Raw genomic sequence first — 24,282 nt, forward strand, 5'->3', positions numbered from 1 at the left:
GCACTACACTCTTATATTACGACGAGAATCACGACCCCACACCAAATTAATGATGGCGCGAGAAGCAAAAATACCAGTGAACATACTGGTTAAAAGACCTAAACCTAGTGTTAATGCAAAGCCCTGAATAGGACCATTACCAATGGCATACAACACAACAGCGGTGATCATAGTGGTGAAGTTGGCATCAAAGATAGTACCGATAGCGCTACTAAAGCCGCGGTCAATCGCTTGAGCCATGCTGCGCCCTTCTTTTAGCTTATCTTTAATTCGTTCAAATATAAGCACATTCGTATCAACGGCCATGCCAACAGTAAGTACTAACCCAGCAATACCCGGCAAGGTTAATACAGCACCAGGAATTAATGCTAATAAGCCAAATAACATGATCATATTGGCAATCAAAGCTACGTTCGCAACCCAGCCTAAACGGCGATACCACACAGCCATAAATAGCAATGTAACGCCCAAGCCTAAACCAAGCGCAGCAAAACCATTTTCAATATTTTCAGCCCCTAATGTAGGACCAATAGTACGTTCTTCAACAATGGTTACAGGAGCAGTTAATGAACCCGCACGCAATAACAACGCCAGTTGTTGTGCTTCGTCCATCGAACCCGTACCTGTTATACGAAAACGCATACCAAGCTGAGATTGAATGGTTGCAACACTGATAATTTCATTGGTTTGGGTAGTTTTGCCTTCGCTATCACGTCCATACTCGCTGTATGAGGTAGCCATCGGCTTACCAACGTTATCACGAGAGAAATCAGACATGATTTTACCACCCGATGAGTCGAGGGTAATATTCACTTCAGCCATGCCCATTTCGCCAAAGCTCGCACGGGCATCAACAATGTGGTCACCACCTAAAATAGGGTTTCGCCCTACTCGTACAGGCTGACCTTGTTTATTTTTCAGCTCCATCGTGCTGCCAGTGCCCTGCTCTTTTACTGCGTAAAAAGCCAAGCTCGCTGTTGCGCCAATAACATTCTTTGCCGCAGCAGGATCTTGCACACCAGGTAGCTCGATACGAATACGGTTTTCACCTTGGCGTTGCACCAATGCTTCAGTAATACCTAACTCTTCAATACGACTACGCATTGTTTGTAAGTTTTGTTGAACGGTTAAGTTACGTAATTCTGTTTTTTCTGCTTCTTTCATCGCTAAGCGAACGCTGTTACCGTCGCCGTTGGTTGCTTGCCATTGTGGGTATTGTTTTTTAACAAACTTACGAACGGCACTGTTTGCGTCAGAGTTATTCACTTTTACTGTTAGATGGTCAGCATCAGATTGCTCAACACGGGCCCCTCGAATACCTTCTTTACGGAGTAATTGGCGAAGTTCATCCGCTAAACTTGCACCTTGTGCCTTATAGACTTGGTCGATATCTACATCAAGTAAAAACTGCACACCACCGCGAAGATCAAGACCAAGCTTAATTGGTTCAAAACCCATATTCTGTAGCCATAACGGTGCAGCAGGTTCAAGCGCTAACGTTAATGTTGATTTGTCTTTCACAACATTTGCTAACACTGTTTTAGCTTGTGTTTGTTGGTTGTCATTTTCTAGCACAATGACTGTTTTATCGGCTTGCTGATCAATGCGTTTTACTGTTATACCACTCGACTCTAACTGACGTTGAATAGCCAAAGCAGAAGGGGCTGGTACTTTTTTAGCGCTAATCTGAACAGCTGCATCTTCACCATACCAAGTCGGAATCGCACTCAGTAGCATCACAAGTACCGTCACCACCAGCACGATATACTTCCATGCCGAATAATGATTAAAAATTTGTTTTGGTTTAATTTGTTTTTTCATTCTCAAGTCGCCATACAATTCACTCTGATGCGATTATTGTTCAACAATCAACATCAGGTGATTTGAGGTTTTAATAGTGACGTCATGAATAAGAATATAAAAACCAATAGCGTTCTAATTCGCTAGATATTGGTTAACTCTGAAATACTAACCCTTTAAAGGATCATTCCATTGATTTACATTCATGCGTCATTACGTACAACATCGATAAAGATTAAGTTATTTTTCGATCGATATTGGATTGCAATTGGATCATGCTCTTAATAAGCAATCACAAATTAGGCGTGAGAAAGTTGTTGCTGATATCGCGTATGGGTGAGATTACTCTCTTTCCAACCGGATATACGAGAAGAGGGAGGATTAGTGTTTAACATCCAGTTTAATACATCACTAAATTGTATTGTGTAGCCAATAACCAAGCTAGGAGCAGGCGGTACTGGTAGTTCTATTGCTAATTCATAATATGGCTGAACTTCTTCGGGATCATGACGGATAACATTCGCCTGACGTGAAGAATTAGCTAAACCAAGATGATAGGTACGACCTTCAGATGAATGTTTACGCTGCGTTTTTTCAATCGGTTGTTGAGAGAAATTCCAAACTAATGACGTGTCATGCGTTTTCTGTACATTCTCATTTTCTGTCGTGCCATGTGCATTGATAAACACAGGCTCAATGTTTGATGATTCATCAATCTTTTCAGTCACAATATGAAAAGTGTTTACAACGGATAAATCATTACTGTTAACTTTCTGATTGAAAGCACTACTTTCAGTTTGACTTGAAACAATCACAGCATTTATTTCATCATTTGATAGGCGAGCGTCAGCATGAGCGACAAAAGAAGCTCCTAAACAGATCACCATCATTAATACACGAAATAAATTTATAAACATATTTTATAATTCAAGACAAGGCTAGTCATTAAAAACTGAGACAAACGCATAATAATGTTCAATTACAACTGATACAAGTAATTATTAGAATTACCTGACTTTAACTGCGTTGAATCAATCATAATTGCCCGTTACATGGTTGAGAGGCGACCCAAATAGCCAGAAGCATACACGAGGAGTCTTGACACTATACCATCAAGGCTTCATACAAATAATCGATAAATATTCTGACTTTTACTGGCATATAAGTACGCTCTGGAAAAACGGCCCAAATATTTTTTTCTGGCATTTTATATTCTGACAGCAACTGAATGAGCTCGCCATTATCGATATAAGGCTTAGCGATGAAATCTGGTAGTCGTCCTACACCAATTCCCTGTAAGCACCCTTCTAACACTGCTTCACTGTTATTCACTCGATAATTTCCACGTACGGCAACGGTTTCAATGTGATCTTGGTATTCGAACACCCATTCTGTCGTTTGTGCCGAGTAGCTATAAATCAACGCATTGTGTTCGGTTAGATCGATGGGCGTTGTAGGGAGTGTTTTCCCATCTAGATATGCGCTGGACGCACAAATTAGGCTGCGGCTAGGCATGAGTTTTCTTGCAATTAAGGAAGAGTCAGCAAGTTCTCCGCCACGAATAGCCACATCAAACCCAGCATCAACGATGTCCGAGTAGCGATCATCCATAACCATGTCGATTTCGACCTGCGGATATTTCTTCAGAAAGCCGGGGATCAAAGGGGCTATCTTCAGTCGTCCAAAAGACATTGGAACACAGACCTTAAGCTTGCCTATTGGCGACCGTTGTCTGCTAGTTGCGGCGTCTTCAGCTTGTTGTATCCAGTAATACGCGTTTTGTGCATTAATCAAATAATGTTTGCCTGCTTCGGTGAGGCTAACCTTTCGTGTCGTTCGATGCAGAAGACGAACGCCTAAGCTCGTTTCCAATTGATTAACTCGTTTGCTTACTGCTGAGCGAGAAACGTCAAGATGACGGGCGGCTTCCGCAAAGCTTTCATGTTTAGCTACGGCAAGAAAATAAGGAATAGCGTCCAAGTGTTCCATAGAGTTTGTAGCTAGATTGGAAACAATCTAGTGAGTATATGGCATATTATCATTCTAGTCGAACCAATCTATGCTCTCTTTACTGAACTCAGTTCTAAACAACTTTAAGGAGACACCATGTCCAACAATTCTTTGCTATCTAGAAATGCAAGTGAAGAAACTGAAACCGAGTTTGAATCATTATCTCTGAAAAGTACGCGTATTTTGTACATTCTTGGCGTTGGTATTTCTGTAGCTGTGAATTTTGCATTAGCAAAATACAGTGTCATGAACGGGTTTTCTCCCCTAGAGGTGTTAGTACTACCGTTGCTGGGTTCAGCCATCATTTTATTGGCGTTGCTGGCATTGAAAGGTGAATTAAAAGCGCTCAAGGTGCAACACTTACGTTACTACATTTTTGCCGGCCTACTTGGTGTTAGCCTTCCGAATTTGGCATCAAATTTTGCACTTCAGGAAGTGGCAGCCAGTACTTTCAGTGTATTGATCACGTTGTCACCATTGTTCACTTTACTACTTTCTATACCATTTCAGAAAGCAGGGTTGACTTTCAAAAGAGTCATGGGAATAGGTATGGGATTTGTGGCGGTTTTGTTAGTTACCATATCGCCCGACTTCAAGTTAAAAGATGATGGCGGTATGTTATTACTCGCTACTTCAGTGCCCTTATTCCTCGCTATGGGCAATATATATCGTAGTAAATCTTACCCCGTTGGCGCCAATCCCATAGCTTTAGCGACAGGGGGATTGTGTATCCAAGTTTTGATTTGGTTGCCTATCAGCCTGATGGTAGGGGGCAGCTCGATCTATGACGCGCCGCAATCTAGTCGTCTGATTTTGATGTTGATGGCGATAATCTCTGCATTTAGTTATCTGCTTACCTTTCGTTTACAACAATTGACCGATGGATTGGGCTTTAGTCAAGTGGGTAATGTGGTTACAGTAACTGGCGTAGGGATTGGGATTTTCTTTTTTGCTGAGGCGTTCCATTATCGCTTGATTGTCGCTTTAGCATTGTTATTCATTGGACTCGCGATGACGAATCAACAGTCAAAACAAGTATCGAAATCCAACATAACGTTATGACATAAACGACTAAAGGAAACTAAGATGAATAATCCAATCACATTTACCAAAACACTTTACAAAATCGTGGACAGCCGAGACGTGACCGCGCTGTCTGAGATGCTTCATCAAGACGTTGTATTTAGGTTTTCCAATGCTGAACCGGTAGAAGGAAAATCGGCTGTTGTGGATGTGAATCGTCAGTTTTTTGATTCTATCACTGGCATGTCCCACACCTTTGAGGGGTTCTGGAACCAAGATGACGTAATTATCTGCAATGGCCAGGTCAACTATGTAAGGAAAGATGGCAGTCAACACTCGGCGAAATTTGCGACATTTTTAATCATAAAAGATGGTCTGGTTGTTGACTACAAAATTTATGCTGATGTATCTCAACTATACAACTAAAGCATCACATTAATCAGTGTCCAACCGTAAAGGTTGAGCATTGATTTTTTTGCGTACGCCCTGTTGTGTTGTTGCTTTTACTCATCCCAGTTAAAGATAGCGTTGGATGTATTGATGCAGTAACCTTCTATTTACTTAAATTATGATCTCTTATGTCTAGAAGCCAACGACTCTTTGACTTACTCCAATTGCTACGCTGTCATAAATATCCTGTCTCAGCTAAACATTTAGCTCAGGAGCTAAGTGTTAGTGTTCGTACTATCTACCGTGATATTGCGACATTGCAAATACAAGGTGCGGAGATTGAAAACGAAGCAGGGCTTGGCTACGTATTAAAGCCAACATTTACTTTACCTCCGCTTATGTTTTCAATGGAAGAATTAGAGGTTCTTCTGTTGGGGGCTGATTGGGTTGCCAAACAAGCGAATGGCGAGTTCAATGAAGCCGCAAAAAACGCTATCGCTAAAATTTCAGCCATATTGCCAGCTGATCATGGAGCGAAACACAACGAAGATATCATACGTGTAGCTTCTATTATTGAAGTGCCAGAATTAACGACAGAACTATCTGATATTCGGCATGCCATCAAACAACAGTTTAAAGCTGAGATTGACTATTTAGACGCACAAGGAAATTCCAGCTCACGGGTGATATGGCCTATTCTCATCGGTTTATTCCAGCAACACTATGTGCTGGTAGCTTGGTGTGAGGCAAGAGAAGCGTTTCGTAATTTCAGGCTTGATAGGATAGAACAGTGGCAGACGCTTGAACAAAAGTACCGACATCATCGTCGTGATTTACTGAAAGAGTGGCAGCAAAAAGAAGAGATCGGTGAAAAAGATGTACGCTACTGACAAAAACTGTCACTCGCATCCGTTACATTATCAATCTAATCATGCTGTACTGCTTTAGGAGCTTATATGTTTAAGATTGATTCGTTTGTTTTATATGTTGAAGACATTGAAATCAGTAATAAATTCTACACCGAGACCTTTGAGTGTGAGGGACTAGTTTTATCGCCAACGTTTGTCTCTTTCCCATTAGGTACAAGTGTTACCATTGAGTTAAAACAACTCGCCCAAGTTTCACCTTCAGCTAATACAACTGGTGGTGGTACAGAGCTATCCTTGATGGTCGAAGGTTCAAAAACGTTACGCAATCTTTACGAACAATGGGAAAAGAAAGGGGTTAAATTCCTTCAAATTCCGACAGAGTTGGTTTTCGGTCTGACATTTGTTGCAATTGATCCAGATGGACATCGCATTCGAGTATTTACTCAAAACAAATAACGAGTAATTAATACCTGGTTTATCGTTAATAATGTTCAGCCGATAAACCAGATATCACCAAACATCGTTACTTCCTCTCAATTTCACCTATTTAACGCAAAGTTACCCCCTAATTTTAATTACACAATAATTGCACCTTAGTGCGAAAAGTCTAACGCGGTTTTATCCCGTTACGTATTAATAGCCTGCCTACCACCATCTTCCTATATACGTGATGGATATGGTAAAGTTTAGTCAAGCAATGAATTAGCCACGACTTGATGGCCTCTTCCACTCAGTGTTGATAGCAAAAATACTGAAACATTTAAAAACGTAGCTTTTCCAAATCACATAAAATAAATATCTTATGTATCAGTTACATGTAACGAGGTGACAATAACAATGACAGCACACAATATCGCATTCATCGGACTAGGCACTATGGGCTTTCCGATGGCGGGTCACTTAGCTAATGCCGGTCACAGCGTAACCGTTTATAACCGCACAGCAGCCACTGCTGAAAAATGGGTTAATAGCTACAAAGGTCAACTGGCTTTAACACCCGCAGAAGCGGCAAAAAATGCCGACATCATTTTTACTTGTGTCGGTAATGATGATGACGTTCGCCATGTTTACACTGGTGAAAATGGCATTCTTTCTTCAGTAAAATCGGGCGCTATTTTAGTCGATAACACCACAGCTTCTGCTGAAGTGGCACGTGAAATCGCAGCGGCTGCACATGCCGTACACGCCGAGTTCTTAGACGCCCCCGTTTCTGGTGGCGAAGCAGGTGCAGTAAATGGTTGCCTAACTGTTATGGTTGGTGGTGACCCAGCAGTCTTTGAGAAAGCAAAACCGATTATTGATTGCTTTGCTAAAGCCGCCACATTGATGGGTGATGTGGGTTACGGTCAGGTAACAAAAATGGCCAATCAAATCTGTATTGCAGGTATTTTACAAGGCTTATCTGAAGCCATTACTTTAGCTAAGTCATCGGGCTTAGATATTGAAAAAATGACAGATGTGCTAAAGCACGGTGCTGCTGGCTCTTGGCAGTTAGAAAACCGAGCAGCAACAATGGCTGAAGATAAATTTGATTTTGGTTTTGCTATCGATTGGATGCGCAAAGATTTAGGTATTTGTTTTGATGCAGCAGACAAGCTAGGTGTAGAGCTACCCTTAGCTAAGCAAGTTGATGAGAAATATGCTGATTTACAACAGCGCGGGCACAACCGTTCAGATACTTCAGTCTTGATTAAACAATTCGATAAATAGCCATAACCGCGATTAAACAGGAAGGCATGAATTATATCATGCCTTTTTTAGCTTGAATTATTGGTTATTAGTTAACATAAAATCAAGTGCCATCAATGCGACAGGTATAGCACACCCCTCTCCTTCACACTCAACACTGTCATAAAAGTTGTTTTCAGTATTACGCGTATATATAGATGGTATGCTCTGTAATGAACCTGTGGTCAGCGAATTATTGAAGTCAAAACCACCAGCCCTACCATCGATCGATATCGTCTCTGTAGAGAACACTGCAGATTCAGGTAAAAGTTGCATTGGTTCATTCAATGTATGCAAAAACAGAACATCTGCCGACACTTCCTCTGCAGTAGCCCTGCTTGTCACTACGCTGAAAAATACCATCATAATAAACGTTGCAATATCTCTTGAGTACATACTATCTCAATTCAAATTTAAAACACCGTTCAATTTTTATCATAAAAAAAGCCACACCGAAAGTACTGTGTGGCATTTTTATGCTTCTATCGCTTAACGCGAATCAAGCATCATTTTTAAAGCGAGATGAAGATACCTGCTAAAGCGGCACTCATTAAGTTCGCAAGTGTTGCAGCAAGTACCGCTTTAAAGCCTAACTTAGCCACATCACCACGACGCTCTGGCGCCATGATACCGATTGAACCGATCTGAATTGCAATAGAACCAATATTTGCAAAACCACACAGTGCAAAAGTAATGATAATCTGACTCTGAGATGACAAGGTTTCTTTAATGCTGACAAAATCAAGGAAAGCCACAAACTCATTTAGAATCATCTTCTGACCAATAAATGATCCCGCTTGCAGCATCTCATTTGCCGGTACACCAATGATGAATGCTAATGGTGAGAAAATGTAGCCCAAAATACCTTGCATTGTTAAACCAGCAAAGCCGAACCACTCACCTACCATGCCTAGCCCTGCATTTGCCATTGCAATAACACTGACAAAAGCAATAAGCATGGTACCGATAGCAACAGCCACTTTCATACCGTTCATCGCACCAGCTGCTAATGCATCAATCGCATTACTGTGTTCACTGGTCGCCATTTCAATATCTGTTTGCTCTACAGGTGTGCTTTGTTCTGGTACTAAAATTTTAGCCATTAACAAGCTACCAGGAGCAGCCATGAAACTTGCGGCAATTAAGTATTTTAATTCAACGCCTAAACCCGCATAGCCGCCTAATACACTACCCGCAACCGACGCCATACCACCGGTCATTACGGCAAATAGTTCAGAACGCGTCATCTTAGGAAGGAAAGGTCTAACAAGAAGTGGAGATTCACCTTGAGAAAGAAAAATATTACCTGTCGCCACTAATGATTCAGCACGACTTGTACCTAGGAATTTCTGGATGCCACCACCGATCACTTTAATGACCCACTGCATCACACCAAGATAATAAAGAAGAGAGATAAGAGAACTAATGAAGATAACGAGAGGAAGAACGCGAACTGCGAAGATAAAACCAGTTGTTGCTAAATCACCAAATAAAAATTTTATCCCTTCATCAGCAAAACTTAATATACTTGCAACGCCACTACTCATTGCCCCCAACATCATCTGCCCCACGGGTATGTATAATACCAATGCGGCGAAACTTGCTTGTAAAAACAATGCCCCACCGACTGTACGCCAGTTGATTGCTTTACGATTTTCAGAAATTGCGCATGCGCACAAAACCAGTACCAAAATACCGGCTAAACTAATTAACAACTGCATTATTTCGTCCTGCTGCTTTTTTTAAAATAGATGTCGAAAAATGAAGGTGTTACTGAATGCTGCCATTGGGGATCATTAGCCTTCAGGAAGAAAGCAAAATAGGTAGGAACTAAGCTAAAGAACTTAGAAAATAAAAGATTATCCGTCAATAAAAACAACATACAAGTCACCTTGATAACAAGCTAAAATCATGCCGGTCCAACTCCGTGGGTCGTTCACATTTCCGTGGTGACAGCTTGTAACTAAGGTGGCTGGAACTCAATGGTTCTGACCGGATGCGGAGTATATAGAGATATAGATCACATTAACAACCCTATTACCGCTTATTTTTGTGATCTTGGTTTGTTTGAGTGAAATATAGGCAAATGTGATGGTAAATGGTGATTTTCTACAGGTGGGGAGTATTGGCAAGGGTGTGGAAAGCAATGTAGGCGAAAGATTATTGCTCTAATGAAAAAAGTAAGAAGGGAAAAGCCCATTTTCCCTTCTTATTACAACTTCAACGTTTTAGTTAATCAGACACAGTTAGTCGTTGGTTTAGAATTTGTAGTCAACAGACCATACAACCTGCTGAGAATAATCAAGCTTTGTTGCTTGCTCGCTGTAGTCTTGATCAAGGTAGCGGTAAGTCAAATCAGTAGACCAGCTATCATTGATTTCGTACATAGCACCTACTTGACCACCCCATACAAAATCGGTAGAACTTTCATTATTAATCTTGTTATCAGCTAAACCTGCAGATACACCTGCAAATAAATTCACTTTTTGCGCGACAGGGATCAGATAATCATAAGAAGCTAAAAACATATTTTGAGATGATTTATCCATGTAGCTATATGTACCCATTACACGGTGATGGTCATTAATGATTGCACCACCACGTAATTGGGTAGTTACATCTTCACCGTTTGATGCGTTATCACCTTTAATGGTGTCTTGCTGGTAACCAACACCGCCACCAACAAACCAATCAGTATCAGCAGCGAATGCTGGAAGAGTCACAGAAGAAGCTAAAATCAGAGTTGAAAGTACTGTAAATTTATTCAAGGGAAACTCCTAAGTATTATTATTGTAAGTTAAAGCAATATGTAAATTGCTGTGCTCCGTTTCAATAACAACTACTTTACACCTTAAAACTGAACCAAACCTTAACATAAAAAACAATGTTTTATAACTGAATTGACGCTGAACACCATGCTGATACATAGAGGATAATTAACGAATTAATTAATCAATTCCCATTAAAACGATTAAAAAAACACTCCCCTCTAAATTAGAAAATTATTATCAACTCGTAATTTTACTTAAAAGGTATGTCACTCAAAAACAACACGTATAAAAAAGAGCCTTCATATCGATAAAAGGCTCTTCTTTTCATGTCTCTGAATAAAATATTGTTTCGTTACTTGATGAACTCCGCATCAAACATATGACCCAGTTTGGCTGATTTTGTTTTAAGGTAACCTTCATTAAAAGGGTTATTACCCTCTTGTAAGGTGACACGTTCGACAACATTAATACCGTTATCAGTCAATGCATTAATCTTACGTGGGTTATTTGTCATTAAACTAACAGATTCAATATTAAGAAAACTTAGCATTCCTCTACAGAAGGCATAATCACGCATATCAGCAGCAAAACCTAACCTTTCGTTAGCTTCTACTGTATCTGCTCCTTCGTCTTGCAGATGATAAGCACGAATCTTATTAATTAAGCCGATACCTCGCCCTTCTTGCTTCAAATATAATAAGACGCCAGACCCTTTCTTGACGATATTTTCCATTGCTCGAGCAAGTTGAAAACCACAATCACAACGTTGACTGAATAATGCATCACCCGTTAAACATTCAGAATGTAAGCGAATAAGAGTAGGTTCACTGGAGGTTAGTTGACCATAAACAAGGGCAAGATGTTCTTTCCCCGTCTTCACCTCAATAAAGCCATACATTTGAAATGTACCCCATTGAGTGGGCAATTTTGCACTATCAACAAAATGAACAAGATTAAAAGGTTCTTTTTTAGCAAAATACTCTCGAACATCCATGAGAATTTTACCTAGCTCATTTCTGCCACTTCCGTCTCCACCGTCACCCCAGTAATCATCTTTATGCGAGTGCTCTTTAATAAAATGATCACCAGTGCTGACTAATAGGTGCGTAAAATATGTATTCTGACGAAATTTTTCAAATACAATAAATCGCATTACAGCACCACGAACTTCCATCCAATCATCTTTCACCTGTTCAGCAAAATCACGACTAATTTTAAAAGCGTCATCCGGTGTTTCTGCATTTAATATTTTATTTTGAATACTTAGATCTGTAAATTTTTGAGCTTGATAATAATGTTCACTACTCGGCCACACCACATCACTCAGTGTTATAGGACTTAAAGCAAAATTGGATAAAAAACCGTGATTATCTTCTGGCTCATAAAATTTTATTTCTTCAACCATTTATTATACTCCATGATGCTAAACGGGCCGATGCACTTCCGTGCACACACTGCCTTTCATTTCCTACAGTGAAGTATAGTTACATTAACAAAAAGTAAACATTTGGCGGTAAATATTTACCATTTAGTCATAAATAAGTAGATGCTAATGCCATGACCTATTCACATTTGGGGTTAAGCACCATCTAGATTACTATACGTAAATAATTGCCTGACGGAGAAAAAAATGAAGTACAAATGGATCCTGTTCGATGCGGATGAAACATTATTCCACTTTGATGCATACAAAGGCTTACAGCTGATGTTTTCACGCTTTGGTGTCGATTTCACTTCACATGATTACAGCATTTACCAAACGACAAATAAACCACTTTGGGTTGACTATCAAGATGGCATAATTTCAGCAGAACAACTTCAGAATACCCGTTTTGAAGGTTGGGCTAAAAAGCTTGAGGTGACAACTCAAACATTAAACAGTGCTTTTTTAATGGCCATGGCAGATATTTGTTCCCCACTACCTGGTGCTAAAGAACTACTTGCATCACTACACGGTAAAGTGGGTATGGGCATAATCACTAATGGTTTTACTGAACTACAAGAAATACGCCTTGAGCGCACTGGGTTCAAAACGTACTTCTCGCCACTTATTATCTCAGAACAAGTCGGCATAGCTAAACCACACGTAGGAATTTTTGAACATGCGTTAGAACACATGGGGCAACCTGAAAAACATCATGTGCTTATGGTGGGTGATAACCCGCATTCTGATATTTTAGGCGGATTAAATGCAGGCTTTGATACTTGCTGGCTGAATGTTGATGGCCACGATACACCAGAGAACATTACACCTCATTATCAGGTTAGTTCTTTAGGTGAATTACAAGCACTGCTTCACAAACAAGCAGCCTAAGTTTGATACTCTCCTTCAAGGTAAGTCAATGCTCTGTGACTTATCTATAGAGAGATAATCAGGCAGAAATATTGACTGCCTGATTCATTGTATCCATATAAAAAACCACATGAAGTGGCCATTCATAATTAAAAGCCCCAAATTAAGACTTTACAATGGCGGAATATCCCATTAGTTTAAAGTCTATCAACTTTCACACAGAAATGAATAATGCCGTATTCTCTTAAACATACAATTTGTACGCGCAACATGGAAAGATACTTACCTTCAGTATCTCATTCCACTATTTCTGTCGTCTCTGTCGTCGTAGTCACACACTTACGCTGACAGATAATGTATTTCGTCAGCTTAGCTGGCGGATACCGATTACCTCTTTTCCATATCCTCTAGCTCAGCTGACAACAACCATAAAGGTTTAGTCAATTGAATAGAAAAGATCTTATCGCCATCGGGTTTATGACCTTTGCACTTTTTCTTGGTGCTGGAAATCTCATTTTTCCGCCACTAATGGCACAACAAGCCGGTGAATATTGGTTACTTGCCATAGCTGGCTTCCTGTTAACCGCTGTTGGGTTACCAGCTCTTACAATTATTGTACTTGGCCGTTTATCATCAGCAGATAAACTTACCTCTAGCTTACCCAAATGGATGGATCGTTCATTTTGGATTTTAGTTCTGACAACATTAGGGCCTGCTTTCGTATTACCTAGGGCTGTTACTGTCGCCTATGAGATGGGAATAAAACCTTTTGTAAATGATAACTATCTCTTTATTTTCTCTATTAGCTTCTGCGCACTTACATTGCTATTGGCATTAAAACCGGGCCGTTTAGTCGATTACATTGGAAAAGTGATGACACCAGCACTCATTAGCATGCTGGCATTACTCATTATTGCTGCCATTATTAACCCCCTTGGCTCAACAAGCCCTGCAACAGATATATATAAACAAGCCCCAACCGTTAATGGACTAATTCAAGGTTACATGACATTAGATGCTATCGCTGCGGTTGCATTTGGCTGGGTGATCATTCAGGCCATTAAAAGTAAAGGGGTTACATCGACTAAGGCCATTGCAAAATACAGCAGATGGATTGCGGGGATCTATGCAATACTGATGTCTAGTTGTTACCTTGCTATGGGCTATTTAGGGGCTACATCTTCAAATATTGCACCCAATGCATTAAACGGTGGTGAAATATTAACCCGTTACGCAGCAGGTGAATTTGGACAAGCGGGACAAGTATTACTTGCCGCCATAACGTTAATGGCATGTTTAACAACCACGATTGGTTTAACCAATGCAAATGCCCAGTATTATAAAAACACTTACCGTACACCTTTTAAAATCAGTGCGACACTTATTTTAGGGTTAACTGCGATTGTTTCTAACTTCGGCTTAGAAACAATTATCGAGGTAAGTTTGCCTGCTATTTTGATCTTATGTCCTATTGCTATCGCTTTAATATTAGCAACGGTTTCTTTGCCGCTCCCCAATAAACCATCAACGACTCACACTGTGATTGTGCTGATAGCAACCCTTTTTGGTACAATTGATGCCCTGAGTATTTTAGACAAATTGCCACTTACTGTTATTGAGCCGCTCACTAAATGGTTACCATTTTACTCTGCACACATGAGCTGGTTAGTACCAGTATTCATTACAATCGTTATTTCTAAGTTGCTATCATTTCGCTCTGAAAAAATGATTCCCGCATAAAGCTCATCTAGACACTTCGCATAACAAGATGGCAGCCAGCTTACTCATAAGCTGGCTGCCATCGTCTTCAACTTAATTTACGTTCTGCGCATCATCAAACACATTGGTACTTAGTATTAAAGCTACATTAACGGCCTGTATGAGCAGTACTTAATACCAACAATCACTCTGAAATAGAATTAATACGTTGAAAAGCATTTACATTGCAGCTTAAAACTTATAAGTTAAATGCGTTGCCAATATAAACGACTAGGTTTAATTATGCTTTCTCATACAGCCCAACAATTTATGACTTCAATGAAAGTACTAAATCGTGCTGTATTGCGTGCAACGAACATTATCATCGCCATTATTCTGGTTATTATTAACTAGGCTGGCGGTTACTTCCGTCAGCCTGGCTGACGGAGGATACAGTTTTCCCTTCATCTTTTTTCAGCCTATCTGACGGTCCTAATAGAAACAATACAGGACATGTCCATTGAAAACACACGACTTACTTGCCATTGGTTTAATGACGTTCGCTCTTTTTCTTGGCGCTGGAAATCTAATTTTTCCACCTTCTTTAGGTCTAGAAGCTGGTACAAACCTTCTTCCTGCGATGGTTGGATTTCTTATTACAGCTGTTGGTTTACCCGCTCTAACACTGATTGTTTTAGGGCGACTCAGTAGCACTCAGAACTTAACCAATCCACTGCCTAAATGGTTAGCCCGTGCATTTTGGATATTGCTGTTTACGGCAATAGGTCCGGCTTTTGGTATGCCTCGTGCCATTACTGTTGCATATGAAATCGGAATAAAGCCTTTTGTTAATAGTAACCATCTATTACTTTTCTCAATCATCTTTTCTGCTGTAACGTTACTGCTTGCTTTTAAACCCGGCCATTTAGTTGATTACATTGGAAAGATAATGACACCGTTGCTCATTCTTATGTTGGTCGCACTTGCATGTGCCGCTATATTCTCCCCTTTAGCTGTACCACAAGCTCCTTCTTTCGATTACCAACAAGATGCCATTACTCATGGATTGATCCAAGGTTACATGACCATGGATGCTATTGCTGCGGTCGGATTTGGTTGGGTAATTATTCAAGCAATAAATGCAAAAGGGATTACCGAGCCTAGAGCTGTCGCTAATACTGCATGTAAAGTCGCCATTATTTATGCAGTGCTAATGACAGGATGTTATGTCGCAATGGGTTATGTTGGCGCAACCTCTGCATCTGTTGCAGCAAATGCAACAAATGGAGGCGAAATCTTAGCTAAATATGTTGCGGGGCAATTTGGCATTTATGGTCAATGGCTACTGGCTACAATCATTGTAATGGCTTGCTTAACAACAACCGTAGGATTAACCAATTCTTGTGCTGAATATTACAAACAAACCTTCAAAACACGCTTTCCAGTAACCGCAATAATCGTCGTAACGCTTACTGGTATCATTGCAAATTTAGGTTTAGAACAAATATTAGCCGTTAGTCTTCCTGCTATTTTAGTTCTGTGTCCTATTGCCATTGCGCTTGTTCTATCTTCTTTTGTATTACCGCCTCTCTCATTATCAAATAAAAAAGAAAGGTCATTTACTCATGTTATGGTTTTATTTACCGCTTTATTCTTTGGTGGAATTGATGCTCTCAATATTTTGGAAAAGACGCCTGATAACATTCACTCGCTACTCCTACAAGTGTTGCCATTGTATAACGCACACGCAAGCTGGTTGTTACCTTGCTTACTTATATTAGGGGTAAGCTATCTAAAAGCGATTAAAAAACCTCTTCCTGTTGATATGATTAATTAATATTGACTATTACAGACTCAATTTAAAAATAGTGTTTATGATTTTCATTTAGGACGAGACAATGTAAATATTCTTGCTGGTTGTTATCTCTAGAGTTGCGTTCTATAGAAAAATACCTTTAGAGGTAACAACATAGCGGTTAGTTGCCATTACATAAACCGAAAAAACATGGAGCCTATATTCGTTCTATCTTTCATAGGGGATATAAGAAACAGCTTCTGAACGTGACTGATAGCCGATACCATTAGTTACCCACAGAAAGTAGAACTTTCGAATATATAAATAATAACACTCACTTTGTTTTACAACTTTAAATTTCTTATTAAAGCTTGTCATCGCTATTTTAGGTCTCATAGTAAGATCGTAATAAATAATTGAATACGTTTAGGATGCATCTTTTAAATTATATTTTTAACGTCAAAAAAATAATCATGCGATCGAGTTAACGATTTAACATTCATTCTTGCATGGGGGTAGCTTAACTTTTTGAAGTATTGGTAATTAGACCTTTTCAATATTGTGACTACTTGTATTAACACAGTAATTGCAGAAGAAAGCGAAATGACTAAACAGACCTTCAATAAGGTCTGTTTAATTCACGCTGAGAAATGGCTTACTCTGGCTTGCGCTTACCTGTCATGAACTCTTCAAGAATCTCTGGCGTTAGTTCACCAGTTTCTTCTAAACGCTTTAGCTCTGCCACAATTAGCTTTTGCTCATCAAGAGAAGGAATCGGTAACTCAGGCTCTTGCGTAAGGTTTTCAGGTACACTCAGGTTCAGATCATCTTGCATGTTTAATCTCTTCATTAGATTCAATCACTGTAATTAGTATACAACAAACCCTACGTGGAAAACTTGATCATAACCGCCGTTGTTTTTTTACTTTATCAACTGATTAAAAATCAGACGTTTCCCTATAAAAGCTCATGCTTTTATTTCTTTTTACTCAATAAAAACTCACCACGCATTTTGGCTATCAATCATCACTTCATAGTCATGTTCTTCTTTATGAATAAGATACAGTTCAATTTCGCCTAACTTAGGATGCTTAAAATGATAGTGTCCATCAGGAAAGTGAGTACTACCATCACCTTGAAAATCGATCGTGAAATGTTCTATCGAACGCCCTAAATCATCCATGCCATGACGCTCCAACTGCGTAACCGATTTCACGCTAAACGTGCCTAATACATCAGATTTATCAAACAAAAATACATGTTCACCAATCAGCTTTTCAATATTTTTCATTGATAATGGATTCATAGCTACCTCACTGTATATGTTTAAAAGTCTTACCATCAAGATACGTTTAGTTCATTACCTACCAATAATTATAGCTCGACCTAATATCATCAATAATATGTATTGATTGGTTGTTTAATTTCATTAAACGAATAGAAGTAAGTACTGCTAAATCATAGTAAATTATCAAATTTAGGTGATTTTAGTTTTATGGATATTAATAATATCTTTTCAATAGACATCATTAGATTATCTTCTTAAAATCCTTCGAAATAAAACCTATAACCATTAGTAGATAACTGTCATCATGACTCTCTTTCGTTCTTTATTCTTTATCGCCGTTGCTTTTCTTGTTTCGTCTTGCTCTCTGCTTGAAATTAAACTCGACTCACAAACAACCCCGCTTACGACCCAAGAGCTCAACATTAGATTGTTGTCTCGTGATTACAGCATCACTTTTTTTAAGACCGTTGAAGAAGCGGCTGATGAAATTGCTCAAGCTAATCTCGACGATAACATGCAATATTCTTATACGTTACTTTGGAAGATTCACAGTGAAGAAGGGCTTCAACAATCGGTCTATCAAGCATCTCCACTGGCGAGCTTAATTGACAGCTGGGTATTCACTTACCAGATGAATGATTATTTCACCACTGGTGCGGGTGAAAATATATTCGGAGAACACCAATATATAGCAACAACAGCTAGCCAAAAATTGGTTAAAAGCGCAGATGCACTCGCGTTTAACTTATTAAAAAGAGCCGACTATGTAACAGCTCAAAAGTTTGTCGCACAATTTAGTCAACAACACCCTTTTGAAAACTTGGCTTTTAATAGAACACCCGCATTTCAAGATTGGCTAACCTTCAACGGTATTGATGAATCAGAAGCAGTAGCAACATTAGGTACAATGCCTGAAGCGTTAAGCGATCTATCAGATAGGCTAAGCTTAATGTCAAATCAGACACCTAAGCTGTTGTCGTGGAAAGCAGAGTTAGTTGCACGTAACAGTAGAGTGAATGGTGAACAGTTAAGCCAAACACTGTCAAACATCAATAATACATCACTAAAATTCCAAGAGTTTATCGATAACAATCCAGAATATATGCGCCTGTTAGCATCTGAAATGGGGAAAGAGCTACAACCATTACTGAATGATTTCGATAAAAAAGCAGGTGAAAAGTTAGGTATTATTACGCAAGAGCGTATCGCGTTAGAAATAATGGTTGAGCGTGAACGTATTGCTATTGGTCAAATGATCACGAAAGAGCGTGCTAATGTAACCACAGATTTAGATACTATCGCACAAAATGTCGTCCAAAAAGCCATAGAACAATTAACGATTATGCTGTCAGATATTCTGATTTACCTGATTTTGTTTGTATTAGTTATTTTCTTTGCACCCTTTGGATTAGGTTTTGTTGTTGGGCGTAAAACCCATAAAACAAAAGCATAATACTATTATTGATACGCAGATAGGTTGATCTTACCTAACAACTAAAAAGGCGTACTCGCTATTAACGATGTACGCCTTTTCTTTATCAATAATCGAACTCACTATGCTCAGAGCTGTCGTAACGTTGCTTAACTATACGACGCTTTTTTTTGCGATCATCTTGAATATAATCTTGAGAGTCGTCACCAAAATCTAATTTTGATTTAGCTTTCGCGCTTTTATGAAACTTTTGATCTAACTTAGCCATGTTATTTCCTGAAATACATCCAGTGTGAGTGATTAGTAATAGAACACTGGCAATATTAATGCTCTATTATGACAAAATTACGAATATTCCGTTTCGAATTTAAGACAGATGATGAGACTGTTAAATCCATCATTATGACAATGTAAATATTCGTTCCCTAAGACTAATCGAATCACAGAAGCTGTGTACAACAAGATTTTTTCACCGTCACCATTAGTATCTTTTATTAAAAATAATAAAATTAAAAACACCTCAAAATGTTGTGAACCAGTTAGCAATTTAGAATATTATTAAATTTAGCTAACTTTAAGTGTTAGACCGACTCAATCACATTATTAAAAGGTACCGCTAACATCGCTTCAATCATTTCTGCTTTTTCATTATCTTCACGAGAAATCAAATACAGTGACTGCTCCATTACAGGTGCGCCTTCCACGACATGTAATAGGCCGTCATCAACACTTTGTGCAACTACTGGCGACGGTAAATACCCAACGCCACCACTACCCAAAATATAATCTAAGGCCATACGGCTTGAATGAGTATGTAAAATTGGCGTACGTTGTAGCTCATGGATCCTGCTATGCTCAACAGAGAAACGAGTTCCCCAATCAAGATATACCAATGGGATATCTCGTACATTTTCCATCGTACAGTTTGGTTTATGCACAACCAATTGTAATTGATAATCACGTACTTTTGTTACTTGTAGATTTTCAATTCTTGGCGCTTCACTGGTAATCGCTACATCAATCGTCTTATCAAGTAATCGCTTCGACATGCTCTGACGAGGCACTGACTCTAAGCGTAATGCTAAGCCGGGTATCGAACCATATATACGGTTTATCCAATCTGAAATACCATCAAATTCCCAAAAAAGTGCAGATGCACCTATCGCTATCTGAGTGTTTAACGTTTCAGATAATGCAACATCTTGCTTCGCTCGCCCCCACGTTTGCAATATGGCTTCAGCATACGGCTGTAAACGTTCCCCCGCAGCCGTTAAATGCACATTACCGCGCTGCCTTGAAAATAAAGGGTTGCCTAGCTGCGATTCTAGCTGTCGTATTCGAAAGCTAACCGCTGATTGCGTTAGAAATAAATTATCTGCCGCACGGCCGAAATGACGTGTTTTGGTCACCTCTAAAAACGTTTTAAGTAATTCTGTATCCACAAGGCTTGCTCTCATAAAGAACGACATTAATTAGTTTGGATATTACACCGAATCACTCAAAAAGGATCGATAAATAATTTTAATCGTTATGGCGAAAATTACTTGTTTTACAAGTTTGACTCTCTGAATGATTATCTGCGAAAACCTCAGCAGGAATATAAATTAATGAGAATTTTAGGCAAATTTTACGACGATAAAAATTTCCCTCGAGGCTTTAATCGTTCAGGTGTATTCACCATCAATGAAGCCAGCATGTTAGAAAATTATGGTCGCACTATGCGCGGCTTACAAGATGGTTCAGTTGCTCCCATTGATGAATCTGAAGGTCAATTTCTAGCTGAGGTTAATGGACAGCAAGATGTCATATCTGAATTTGGACGTTGTTGGACTAAGTATTTAAATCGAACAACAACAAAAGAACGCCGCTACACATTGTGTGATTCACCACGTAAGCCTAAAGGTTTATATGACTACGATGATAGCAGCTCAGATGACAATAACCTTGATTATTAGACAGCTTTAACTCCACTAAAGTCACCCTTAATTTAATGATAACGACAAGCCATCGTCTAAAGAACGATGGCTTATTTCTTTTTGCGCTTAGAAAAAAGCTAAGCGATGTAACTTGGTAATATGTATGAAAATCTGTTTTGTTATGTACCCGTGGGATAAAGTAGAACCAGAATCTGACTCTACCTTACGTATGATTCACGAAGTCGCTAGTAGAGGGCACACGGTAGCCATTACAACGCCAAATAATTTGACAATGCGTGATAGCATGGCAATCGCATTCTGTAGCGTTTTAAAAAAGTCAGATATTTCTAACAATATACCAAGCTTTTACCGTAAAGCTGAATTTCGTAAAGCGCAGTTACCTTTAGCGGGCTTTGACGCAATCATTATGCGAGCCAACCCACCGCTAGACACAATGGCATTGAATTTCCTTGATTCAGTTCGTGATGACACCTTCATCATGAATGATATTAACGGACTGCGCGTCGCAAATAACAAGCTGTATACCGCGTCTTTACCTGATCCAAATAACGAGTTTATTCCTGTTACTCACGTTTCTAAAAATCGTGAATACCTAGAGCGTGTACTGGAGGAAAGTCCTAACGAACGCATGATAATGAAACCGCTAGATGGTTACGGTGGTAGCGGCGTTATTTTGGTCGAGAAGAGTGCAAAGTCGAGCGTTAAATCCTTGCTTGATTTCTATATCGGTGCCGACCAAAACTACGTGATCTTACAAGATTATATTGAAGGCGCTGAAAAAGGCGACGTACGTATCATGATGCTCAACGGCGAGCCTATTGGGGCTATGCGCCGTGTACCAGCAGAAGGCGATGTTCGCTCGAATATTCACGCCGGTGGAAAAGAAGTAAAACACACATTAACAAAGCAAGAGCTGCGTTTATGTAAGCACATTGGTCCGAAATTAGTCCGTGATGGTTTGTTCTTTGTCGGGCTTGATGTAATCAGCGGCAAGTTAGTTGAAGTTAACGTACTCAGTCCTGGCGGCATCACACGTATTAACCGTTTAAATCGCACTAAACTTCAGTCTGAAGTGATTGATTTCGTTGAAACGGTAGTAAAAGCAAAACACTCTAGCATCGCGCGTAAAAATGCGTTCAGTAAAGTAATTGAAGATGCTACAGCTAACTGAGCAGGAGGTGCTGGATAAGATCCAGCATCTCGTCCCTTTTGAAGGACAACTAAACGACGGTAGTTTAACTATTCGTATCAGTGAGTATCAACCGTACATTGCAACAGCGATACATAACGGCAGCCGCCTACGTGGCGAGTTAATAACAAAATGCGAATTAACAGAAGAAGAACGATACTTCGAAGAAGATCCATTTACTGGTGATTTCATTTCATCTTTACCTATCGTGTTACAAGGTGATGACTCACGCTATGAATATGACTTAAACCGTGCACCTGAACACTGTATTTATAAGGATGCATGGGGGAAAAATGTTTGGTCTACACCGTTAACAGATGCTGAAAAAGCAACATCTCATGACAAACATGCATGTTATTACCGTATTCTTAAATGCTTAATCGCAACATTAGAAAACAAGTTTGGCTTATGTTTACTGTACGACATTCATTCATACAACTATCAGCGCGTTGAGAATGAAACACCTACATTCAATGTAGGCACAAAACAAGTTAATTCACGTCGTTGGCGTAAAGAAATTAATGAACTGTTAAATGGTTTAAGCAACATTGAACTACCAAATATTGCTGTAACAGCTAAAGAAAATGATATTTTCAAAGGCATGGGATATCAAGCAACGTTTATTAATCAGCATTTCAACAATACATTGATTTTACCGATTGAAATCAAGAAAGTGTACATGAGTGAATTGGGCGGTGAAAGCTTCCCTCTTGTGATTGAAAAAATGAATGAATCGATGAAAACGGTTATCACAGAGCACGCAGCTTCTACCATTTTACGTCGAACAAAAGTAAAGCGTTTAACAGGTAGCCATATATTGGCCTCTAAACTACCGCGAGAAGTGATCAAGCTTGATCGCCAACTTTATGCGATATCTCGCGGTATCAATACCTTAAGCTATATAAACCCAACGAACTTAAAACAAGAAAAGCGCCGTTTCTTGCATAACCCGTATTCATACCAGCCGCAATTTACATATCGCCAACTGGATTTGGATCCGTACAAGTTTCGTGAGCAATTATACCGCTTACCTGTTGAAGATATTCGCGATGCTGATATTCAAAAAATGTATCGTAAAGTGATTGACCAGTTAGCGATTCGTATCGACTTGCTAACCAGTATTGGTACCGATGAGTTTTTGTATAACTCTTTACGCTACTATGGTCAGCCAGACGAACGAGATATTGCGAATGCAAATTTCATTCTTCATGCTTGCGAATACCAAGAGCCACCAGAAGCAACGATTAGTGCAGCAGAAGCCATTCAAGCATTTAAAGATGCCGCAGATGATTACGGCTTAACCTGTAAAGTGGTTGGTTCAAAGCAGCTAATTGCAAGAGCAATGGTGAGTGGACGCAGTATAAAGGTAAACACAGGCTGTATGTTCTCACAAAGAGACTTAGACGCATTAATTCACCACGAATTAGGCGTTCACTTAGTCACTTCAGTGAATTCAGATGCACAGCCACTTAAAGTATTGAAACTGGGTCTACCTGGCAATACACACACACAAGAAGGCTTAGCGATCTTATGTGAGTTTTTATCTGGTAGTTTCCCGTTACACCGTCTTAAAACACTCGCATTACGTGTCATAGCTGTTGATATGATGGTAAATGGTGAAAGTTTTAGTGCGACATTCAATACCTTAAAACATGTTCATAAGCTATCGGATGATGATGCCTTCACCATTACAACACGTGCGTATCGTGGTGGCGGTTTCACTAAAGATTTCTTATATTTGCGCGGCTTAAAAGATGCTATTCATGCCTATAAGCAAGGGGATTTAACCTCGCTATTTGTCGGTAAAACAGGCTTCGAATCGAAGGCTTTACTAGATGAGCTGATTGCACGAGAAATCTTGAAAAAGCCGACATATATCCCGAAAGCGCTTAGCATCAAGAAAGAACCAGATCCGGTAATGGATTTCTTAATAAATTCCATCAAGTAATACCAATTTAAAGCGACTTCGGTCGCTTTTTTATCTGTCATAAAAATCAAACGATACCCCATCCATAATTCTCGATACAAGCGATCTTGTGAAAAATTTGATTGCATTTCA

23 protein-coding genes are annotated in these 24,282 nt (G+C 39.4%); 12 read left to right on the forward strand and 11 right to left on the reverse strand.

Features of this window, described 5'->3' with window-relative positions; translation table 11 throughout:
• Positions 1 to 3: 3 nt before the first annotated feature.
• From secD to C9J48_RS05600, 3 genes are all read right to left on the reverse strand, one after another.
• Complete coding sequence (gene secD, locus C9J48_RS05590) at positions 4 to 1,827, reverse strand: protein translocase subunit SecD (RefSeq protein ID WP_207383085.1); 1,824 nt, start codon at positions 1,825 to 1,827, stop codon at positions 4 to 6.
• Positions 1,828 to 2,099: 272 nt separating this feature from the next.
• Positions 2,100 to 2,717 (reverse strand): hypothetical protein, encoded by a 618-nt coding sequence (locus C9J48_RS05595; protein ID WP_006229228.1) that lies wholly within the window; start codon positions 2,715 to 2,717, stop codon positions 2,100 to 2,102.
• 187 nt (positions 2,718 to 2,904) lie between these two features.
• Positions 2,905 to 3,789: a LysR family transcriptional regulator gene (locus tag C9J48_RS05600; RefSeq protein ID WP_006229227.1), complete on the reverse strand. Its 885-nt coding sequence runs from the start codon at positions 3,787 to 3,789 to the stop codon at positions 2,905 to 2,907.
• 117 nt (positions 3,790 to 3,906) lie between these two features.
• Here C9J48_RS05600 and C9J48_RS05605 point away from each other — a divergent pair, with 117 nt between their 5' ends.
• The 5 genes from C9J48_RS05605 to C9J48_RS05625 all read left to right on the forward strand — a co-directional run bounded on the left by C9J48_RS05605 (position 3,907) and on the right by C9J48_RS05625 (position 7,802).
• On the forward strand, positions 3,907 to 4,872 hold the full coding sequence (locus tag C9J48_RS05605; RefSeq protein WP_006229226.1) for a DMT family transporter: 966 nt from the start codon (positions 3,907 to 3,909) through the stop codon (positions 4,870 to 4,872).
• A gap of 24 nt (positions 4,873 to 4,896) precedes the next feature.
• On the forward strand, positions 4,897 to 5,259 hold the full coding sequence (locus C9J48_RS05610) for a nuclear transport factor 2 family protein (RefSeq protein WP_006229225.1): 363 nt from the start codon (positions 4,897 to 4,899) through the stop codon (positions 5,257 to 5,259).
• A 152-nt stretch (positions 5,260 to 5,411) separates the two neighbouring features.
• The gene (locus C9J48_RS05615; protein WP_006229224.1) at positions 5,412 to 6,113 is read left to right on the forward strand and encodes a helix-turn-helix transcriptional regulator; all 702 of its coding nucleotides are present in this window, start codon (positions 5,412 to 5,414) and stop codon (positions 6,111 to 6,113) included.
• Between the two features lie 66 nt (positions 6,114 to 6,179).
• Positions 6,180 to 6,548, forward strand: a complete 369-nt coding sequence (locus C9J48_RS05620; RefSeq protein WP_006229223.1) for a VOC family protein — start codon at positions 6,180 to 6,182, stop codon at positions 6,546 to 6,548.
• A 381-nt stretch (positions 6,549 to 6,929) separates the two neighbouring features.
• Positions 6,930 to 7,802: an NAD(P)-dependent oxidoreductase gene (locus C9J48_RS05625; protein WP_006229222.1), complete on the forward strand. Its 873-nt coding sequence runs from the start codon at positions 6,930 to 6,932 to the stop codon at positions 7,800 to 7,802.
• A gap of 57 nt (positions 7,803 to 7,859) precedes the next feature.
• Here the strand turns inward: C9J48_RS05625 and C9J48_RS05630 are convergent, their stop codons facing one another.
• The 4 genes from C9J48_RS05630 to ribA form a co-directional block, all read right to left on the reverse strand.
• On the reverse strand, positions 7,860 to 8,216 hold the full coding sequence (locus C9J48_RS05630) for a hypothetical protein (protein ID WP_006229221.1): 357 nt from the start codon (positions 8,214 to 8,216) through the stop codon (positions 7,860 to 7,862).
• 116 nt (positions 8,217 to 8,332) lie between these two features.
• Positions 8,333 to 9,541, reverse strand: a complete 1,209-nt coding sequence (locus C9J48_RS05635; RefSeq protein WP_006229220.1) for a NupC/NupG family nucleoside CNT transporter — start codon at positions 9,539 to 9,541, stop codon at positions 8,333 to 8,335.
• Positions 9,542 to 10,078: 537 nt separating this feature from the next.
• On the reverse strand, positions 10,079 to 10,588 hold the full coding sequence (locus C9J48_RS05640; RefSeq protein WP_006229218.1) for a porin family protein: 510 nt from the start codon (positions 10,586 to 10,588) through the stop codon (positions 10,079 to 10,081).
• A gap of 355 nt (positions 10,589 to 10,943) precedes the next feature.
• The gene (gene ribA, locus C9J48_RS05645; protein WP_006229217.1) at positions 10,944 to 11,996 is read right to left on the reverse strand and encodes a GTP cyclohydrolase II; all 1,053 of its coding nucleotides are present in this window, start codon (positions 11,994 to 11,996) and stop codon (positions 10,944 to 10,946) included.
• 225 nt (positions 11,997 to 12,221) lie between these two features.
• Here ribA and yjjG point away from each other — a divergent pair, with 225 nt between their 5' ends.
• From yjjG to brnQ (C9J48_RS05660), 3 genes are all read left to right on the forward strand, one after another.
• Positions 12,222 to 12,905: a pyrimidine 5'-nucleotidase gene (gene yjjG / locus C9J48_RS05650; protein ID WP_006229216.1), complete on the forward strand. Its 684-nt coding sequence runs from the start codon at positions 12,222 to 12,224 to the stop codon at positions 12,903 to 12,905.
• A 423-nt stretch (positions 12,906 to 13,328) separates the two neighbouring features.
• Positions 13,329 to 14,624: a branched-chain amino acid transport system II carrier protein gene (gene brnQ, locus C9J48_RS05655; protein WP_081450075.1), complete on the forward strand. Its 1,296-nt coding sequence runs from the start codon at positions 13,329 to 13,331 to the stop codon at positions 14,622 to 14,624.
• 478 nt (positions 14,625 to 15,102) lie between these two features.
• The gene (gene brnQ, locus C9J48_RS05660; RefSeq protein WP_006229213.1) at positions 15,103 to 16,419 is read left to right on the forward strand and encodes a branched-chain amino acid transport system II carrier protein; all 1,317 of its coding nucleotides are present in this window, start codon (positions 15,103 to 15,105) and stop codon (positions 16,417 to 16,419) included.
• A 613-nt stretch (positions 16,420 to 17,032) separates the two neighbouring features.
• Here brnQ (C9J48_RS05660) and C9J48_RS05665 read toward each other — a convergent pair.
• Together C9J48_RS05665 and C9J48_RS05670 are read right to left on the reverse strand one after the other, a co-directional pair.
• Positions 17,033 to 17,212: a restriction endonuclease subunit S domain-containing protein gene (locus C9J48_RS05665; protein ID WP_006229212.1), complete on the reverse strand. Its 180-nt coding sequence runs from the start codon at positions 17,210 to 17,212 to the stop codon at positions 17,033 to 17,035.
• Positions 17,213 to 17,377: 165 nt separating this feature from the next.
• Positions 17,378 to 17,683 (reverse strand): DUF6916 family protein, encoded by a 306-nt coding sequence (locus tag C9J48_RS05670; RefSeq protein WP_006229211.1) that lies wholly within the window; start codon positions 17,681 to 17,683, stop codon positions 17,378 to 17,380.
• A gap of 286 nt (positions 17,684 to 17,969) precedes the next feature.
• Between C9J48_RS05670 and C9J48_RS05675 the strand changes: the two genes are divergently transcribed.
• Complete coding sequence (locus C9J48_RS05675) at positions 17,970 to 19,118, forward strand: hypothetical protein (RefSeq protein ID WP_006229210.1); 1,149 nt, start codon at positions 17,970 to 17,972, stop codon at positions 19,116 to 19,118.
• A gap of 85 nt (positions 19,119 to 19,203) precedes the next feature.
• On the opposite strand, the gene C9J48_RS27835 is transcribed toward C9J48_RS05675, so the two are convergent.
• Both C9J48_RS27835 and hdfR read right to left on the reverse strand, forming a co-directional pair.
• A complete protein-coding gene (locus C9J48_RS27835; protein WP_006229209.1) occupies positions 19,204 to 19,365 on the reverse strand; it encodes a hypothetical protein in 162 nt (53 codons plus the stop codon).
• A gap of 313 nt (positions 19,366 to 19,678) precedes the next feature.
• Positions 19,679 to 20,539, reverse strand: coding sequence for an HTH-type transcriptional regulator HdfR (hdfR, locus tag C9J48_RS05680; RefSeq protein ID WP_006229208.1), 861 nt, complete (start codon positions 20,537 to 20,539; stop codon positions 19,679 to 19,681).
• A gap of 165 nt (positions 20,540 to 20,704) precedes the next feature.
• On the opposite strand from hdfR, the gene C9J48_RS05685 reads away from it, so the two are divergent.
• From C9J48_RS05685 to C9J48_RS05695, 3 genes are all read left to right on the forward strand, one after another.
• A complete protein-coding gene (locus C9J48_RS05685; RefSeq protein WP_006229207.1) occupies positions 20,705 to 21,052 on the forward strand; it encodes a MaoP family protein in 348 nt (115 codons plus the stop codon).
• A gap of 124 nt (positions 21,053 to 21,176) precedes the next feature.
• Positions 21,177 to 22,205: a glutathione synthase gene (gshB, locus tag C9J48_RS05690; RefSeq protein WP_006229206.1), complete on the forward strand. Its 1,029-nt coding sequence runs from the start codon at positions 21,177 to 21,179 to the stop codon at positions 22,203 to 22,205.
• Positions 22,189 to 24,171 (forward strand): flavohemoglobin expression-modulating QEGLA motif protein, encoded by a 1,983-nt coding sequence (locus C9J48_RS05695; RefSeq protein ID WP_006229205.1) that lies wholly within the window; start codon positions 22,189 to 22,191, stop codon positions 24,169 to 24,171. The genes gshB and C9J48_RS05695 overlap by 17 nt, the downstream gene beginning before the upstream one ends.
• The last annotated feature ends 111 nt before the right edge of the window (positions 24,172 to 24,282 follow it).

It is taken from the genome of Photobacterium profundum (genome assembly GCF_003026285.1).
In the GTDB taxonomy this organism is placed as follows: domain Bacteria; phylum Pseudomonadota; class Gammaproteobacteria; order Enterobacterales; family Vibrionaceae; genus Photobacterium; species Photobacterium profundum.

What these genes read in the sequence shown, in the direction of transcription:
- C9J48_RS05600 (WP_006229227.1), bottom strand. Translation starts at nt 3,789, where the DNA reads ATGGAACACTTGGACGCTATTCCTTATTTTCTTGCCGTAGCTAAACAT.
- C9J48_RS05670 (WP_006229211.1), bottom strand. Translation starts at nt 17,683, where the DNA reads ATGAATCCATTATCAATGAAAAATATTGAAAAGCTGATTGGTGAACAT.
- C9J48_RS05695 (WP_006229205.1), top strand. Translation starts at nt 22,189, where the DNA reads ATGCTACAGCTAACTGAGCAGGAGGTGCTGGATAAGATCCAGCATCTC.
- C9J48_RS05685 (WP_006229207.1), top strand. Translation starts at nt 20,705, where the DNA reads ATGAGAATTTTAGGCAAATTTTACGACGATAAAAATTTCCCTCGAGGC.
- C9J48_RS05615 (WP_006229224.1), top strand. Translation starts at nt 5,412, where the DNA reads ATGTCTAGAAGCCAACGACTCTTTGACTTACTCCAATTGCTACGCTGT.
- gshB (WP_006229206.1), top strand. Translation starts at nt 21,177, where the DNA reads ATGAAAATCTGTTTTGTTATGTACCCGTGGGATAAAGTAGAACCAGAA.
- C9J48_RS05625 (WP_006229222.1), top strand. Translation starts at nt 6,930, where the DNA reads ATGACAGCACACAATATCGCATTCATCGGACTAGGCACTATGGGCTTT.
- C9J48_RS05665 (WP_006229212.1), bottom strand. Translation starts at nt 17,212, where the DNA reads ATGCAAGATGATCTGAACCTGAGTGTACCTGAAAACCTTACGCAAGAG.
- C9J48_RS05620 (WP_006229223.1), top strand. Translation starts at nt 6,180, where the DNA reads ATGTTTAAGATTGATTCGTTTGTTTTATATGTTGAAGACATTGAAATC.
- yjjG (WP_006229216.1), top strand. Translation starts at nt 12,222, where the DNA reads ATGAAGTACAAATGGATCCTGTTCGATGCGGATGAAACATTATTCCAC.
- C9J48_RS27835 (WP_006229209.1), bottom strand. Translation starts at nt 19,365, where the DNA reads ATGGCTAAGTTAGATCAAAAGTTTCATAAAAGCGCGAAAGCTAAATCA.
- C9J48_RS05675 (WP_006229210.1), top strand. Translation starts at nt 17,970, where the DNA reads ATGACTCTCTTTCGTTCTTTATTCTTTATCGCCGTTGCTTTTCTTGTT.
- C9J48_RS05635 (WP_006229220.1), bottom strand. Translation starts at nt 9,541, where the DNA reads ATGCAGTTGTTAATTAGTTTAGCCGGTATTTTGGTACTGGTTTTGTGC.
- ribA (WP_006229217.1), bottom strand. Translation starts at nt 11,996, where the DNA reads ATGGTTGAAGAAATAAAATTTTATGAGCCAGAAGATAATCACGGTTTT.
- C9J48_RS05605 (WP_006229226.1), top strand. Translation starts at nt 3,907, where the DNA reads ATGTCCAACAATTCTTTGCTATCTAGAAATGCAAGTGAAGAAACTGAA.
- C9J48_RS05595 (WP_006229228.1), bottom strand. Translation starts at nt 2,717, where the DNA reads ATGTTTATAAATTTATTTCGTGTATTAATGATGGTGATCTGTTTAGGA.
- C9J48_RS05610 (WP_006229225.1), top strand. Translation starts at nt 4,897, where the DNA reads ATGAATAATCCAATCACATTTACCAAAACACTTTACAAAATCGTGGAC.
- C9J48_RS05630 (WP_006229221.1), bottom strand. Translation starts at nt 8,216, where the DNA reads ATGTACTCAAGAGATATTGCAACGTTTATTATGATGGTATTTTTCAGC.